Source organism: Streptomyces sp. NPDC006265, from assembly GCF_040613555.1.
In the GTDB taxonomy this organism is placed as follows: domain Bacteria; phylum Actinomycetota; class Actinomycetes; order Streptomycetales; family Streptomycetaceae; genus Streptomyces.
The window spans coordinates 1-3,437 of the sequence record NZ_JBEXSH010000925.1 but is presented as its reverse complement, the minus strand read 5'-3'; the positions used below and the strand labels follow the sequence as shown (position 1 = coordinate 3,437).

At 71.2% G+C, this 3,437-nt stretch carries 3 protein-coding genes; 1 reads left to right on the top strand and 2 read right to left on the bottom strand.

What is annotated here, in order from left to right; translation table 11 throughout:
- On the top strand, positions 1-438 hold a 438-nt coding region (locus ABZ281_RS42865), incomplete at its 5' end, for a chaplin (protein WP_356663495.1).
- Positions 439-450: 12 nt separating this feature from the next.
- On the opposite strand, the gene ABZ281_RS42860 is transcribed toward ABZ281_RS42865, so the two are convergent.
- Together ABZ281_RS42860 and ABZ281_RS42855 are read right to left on the bottom strand one after the other, a co-directional pair.
- Complete coding sequence (locus ABZ281_RS42860; RefSeq protein WP_356663493.1) at positions 451-1,185, bottom strand: class I SAM-dependent methyltransferase; 735 nt, start codon at positions 1,183-1,185, stop codon at positions 451-453.
- A 210-nt stretch (positions 1,186-1,395) separates the two neighbouring features.
- Positions 1,396-3,437, bottom strand: a 2,042-nt coding sequence (locus ABZ281_RS42855) for an aminotransferase class I/II-fold pyridoxal phosphate-dependent enzyme (RefSeq protein ID WP_356663491.1), incomplete at its 5' end; no start/stop codon positions are given.

The following is a 3,437-nucleotide window of genomic DNA, read 5'->3' as shown; positions in this document are numbered from 1 at the left end:
GGCAACAGCTGCGCGAACGAGGATCACGGGCGGGGCGGGCGGCCGGGCGGGTCCGGCGGCGCGGTCGCAAAGGGCGGCGAAAAGGATTCACCAGCGGTGATCTCCGGCAACGGCGTGCAGCTGCCGGTCGACGTCACAGGCAACTCGGTGAACGTGGTCGGCAACGGCAACGCGTCCACCGGTAACGAGTCCTCGAACACGCCCGGTGACCATCGCCCCGTGCGTCCCCAGCACCCGCCGAAGCCAATCCCGAAGCCGACCCCGCCACTCCGGCCGAACCCGGCCCCCGAACCGGCCCCGCACACCGTCCCGCACGCCAGGGGCGCCTTGGCGTACACGGGCACGGGCTACACCCTCCAGGCCGTCGCGGCGAGCGCGGCGCTGGTCGCCGGGGGAGTGGTGCTGCGCCGGAGGTTCCGCCCCGGGTCGGACGGCTGACCCGGGACGGGGCTACACCGCCTCCGCCACCCCTGTGAGCAGCACCATCCCCGAGTCCCCGTAGTCCGGCAGGGTCGGGTCCATGCCGATGTGGGTCACGTCCAGGTCCCGCGTCAGGGGCGTGAAGACCTCCGTGACGGTCGCCGGGCTCACCGGACAGCCCGGCCAACGGGAGGCGGGTCCGATGCGGTACGTCGGCATGTTCTCCATGAACGCGGCGACCAGGTAGCCGCCCGGCCGGGCCGTGCGGACGAAGGTACGGCACAAGTCGGCGAACTCGGCGAAGTCCTCTGTCACGCTTTCGGCGACGAAGTGCATGGATGCGAGTTCGTACGCACCCGGCGGCAGGGCCCGGACGTCGGCGTGGACGATGTGCACCGGGGCCAGCGCACCGGCCAGCGTCGCGGGCACCTCGGGGTTGAGCCGTCGGCACAGCTCGTGGAAGGGCAGCCTTCTCGCGTCGAGCCGGTGGCAGATCTGGTCCTCCAGGTAGGAGACATTGCTCGCCCCGGCCTCGACGGCGTCGATCCGGCGGCACGCGGCGGACGCGAGCATCAACGGGTACAGGTTGGGGCCCGCACCGAACTCCACCGAGCGGGCGATCCCGCCGGGTGTCAGGCCCCGGTAGAACGCGGAGTGGTGCGCGATGACCGCCGCGTCCGAGGCGTGCACCTCGCGGTAGTTCTCCGCGAGGTAGCCGGCGACCGGCCAGCGGTCCCAGTCCACGTCGTCGTTGTGCGTCGTCATGGCCGGCAAGTGCCGTGGCAGGCAACGTTTGCCCGTTGAGGAGCGGCGTCCGGTGCGTGCTCTCGGCGTGCCGGCCGGAAGCCCTCGTACTGGACGTACTCGGGGTTTCGGCCGGTGCGGCGAGTGGGGGTACCCCCTGCTCGAGCGGAGTCGAGAGCTTGGGGGAGCGTGCCGGGCGTCGTGACGGGGCGAACGTTGCCTGTCGCGGCACTAGCCCTTCAGCCGCAGCGGGAAACGATCGGACACCCGGGTCAGGGTCCCGTTCAGGTGGTCGATGTCCTCGTCGGAGTTGAGGGCGGTGAGCTGCACGCGGAACCCCACCCGGTCACGCGGGACCAGCGGGTAGGCGGCCAGCGTCACGTAGACGCCCTCCTCCCACAGGAACGCGGCGACCGCGTCCAGGTCGGCAGGGTTCGCCAGCGGCACCTCCACGATCGGCAGCCGGTCCGAGTTGAGGGTGCTCACCCCCATGCCCTCCAGGTGGTCGAGCACCCGGACCGTCTTGCGGTACAGGTCGGCCCGGATCGCGTCGCCCCGGCGCTCGTTGACATCCATCCCGGCCATCGCGGTCGCCAGTGACGCCGTCGGTGAAGGCCCCGAGTACAGATAGGGCGCCGCGGTCTTCAGCCGGTTCTTCAGCTCCGACGGCAGTGCGAGGAACGCCAGCAGGGACGAGTACGCCTTCGAGAACCCGCCCACGAGCACGACTCCGTCGTAGGACTCCCCGGTGTGCCGCACCACGCAGTTGCCGCGCATGCCGTACGGGCACGTCTCGGCGGGCCCGCGCTCCCCGATCACCCCGAAGCCGTGCGCGTCGTCGACGTACAGCGTCGCGCCCTCGGAGCGGCACACCGCCGCCAGGGCGGGTAGGTCCGGGATGTTGCCGCTCATGCTGTTGACGCCGTCCAGGCACACCAGCCGCGGTGTCCCCGGTGGCACCCCGGCCAGCTGCGCGCGCAGGTCGTCGGGCCGTTCGGCGTGGAAGCGGTGCAGGGCGGCGCCCTGCGCCCGGGCCACCACACAGCCGTCGTAGACCGTGCGGTGCGCTGTCGCCTCCACGAAAATGTGCCCGTCCTCCGCGAGCGCCGGGATCACCGAGGAGTGGACCAGCGTCAGCGTGGGCAGCAGCAGCGTGTCCGGCGCGCCCAGCAGCGCGGCGAGCCGTTCCTCGATGTCGGGGAACAACCGCGGGCTGCCCAGCAGCCGTGACCAGCTGGGGTGCGTGCCCCAGCGGCGGACCGCGGGATCGACCGCCTCCATGATCTCCGGGTCCCAGTCGAAGCCCAGGTAGTTGCACGAGGCGAAGTCGATCAGCCAGTGGTCGCCGCTGCGGATGTGCCTTCCGCGCACCTCGTCCAGGATCGCGTCGCTCATCGGGCTGGTGCGCCGCAGATGTTCCAGGTCCGCCCAGCGGGCCTCCCGGCGTCCCCGGGCCGCGTCGATGCGGGGCCGCGGCGTCCCGGGCGACGCGAACGGACGGGCGCTCGGCTCCCGCAGCACGTGGGCGCTCTGCTCCACCGTCATCGGCCGGGCGAACAGGAACCCCTGCCCGAACCGGCACCCCATGCTCGCCAGCAGGTCCCGCTGGGCGGGGTTCTCGATGCCCTCCGCGATCACCTGCATGCCCAGGGTGTCGGCGATCCGCACGATGCCCTCGACCAGGGCGACCTGCTGGGCGTCGCGCGCGATGTCGTCGATGAACGACTTGTCGATCTTCAACACGTCGATGGGGAAGTCCCGCAAGTAGCGCAGTGAGGAGAAGCCGGTGCCGAAATCGTCGACGGCGATGTGCACCCCGAGTTCCTTGAGCGTGTTCAGCACCGTCTGGAGGCGGTCGTCGCGGTGCAGCAGCACCGTCTCCGTCAGCTCCAGCTGCAGTGATCCCGGTTCGAGGCCCGGGGTGCTCAGCGCCTGACCGACCTGTTCGACGAACCCCACGTCGCGGAACTGACGGGCGGAGACGTTCACACTGACGTACGGCGGACGGGCGGGCCCGGGCAGCCGTTGCAGGTTCACGATGTCGCTGACCGCTTTATCCAGTACCCACGACCCCAGCGGGGCGATGTGCCCGGTCTCCTCGGCCAGGCTGATGAACTGGTCCGGCATGACGGGCGGCTGCCGCTCGTGGGGCCAGCGGACCAAAGCTTCGAAGCCGACGACCTCGCCCGCCCTGATGTCGACGACCGGTTGGTAGCGCAGCGCGAACGCCTTGTCGGCGACCGCCTGGGCCAGCTGCGACTGGAGGTCGTGCC

Bases quoted from the DNA above. Each gene is read 5' to 3' on its own strand.
- ABZ281_RS42860 (WP_356663493.1), bottom strand. From the start codon at position 1,185: ATGACGACGCACAACGACGACGTGGACTGGGACCGCTGGCCGGTCGCC.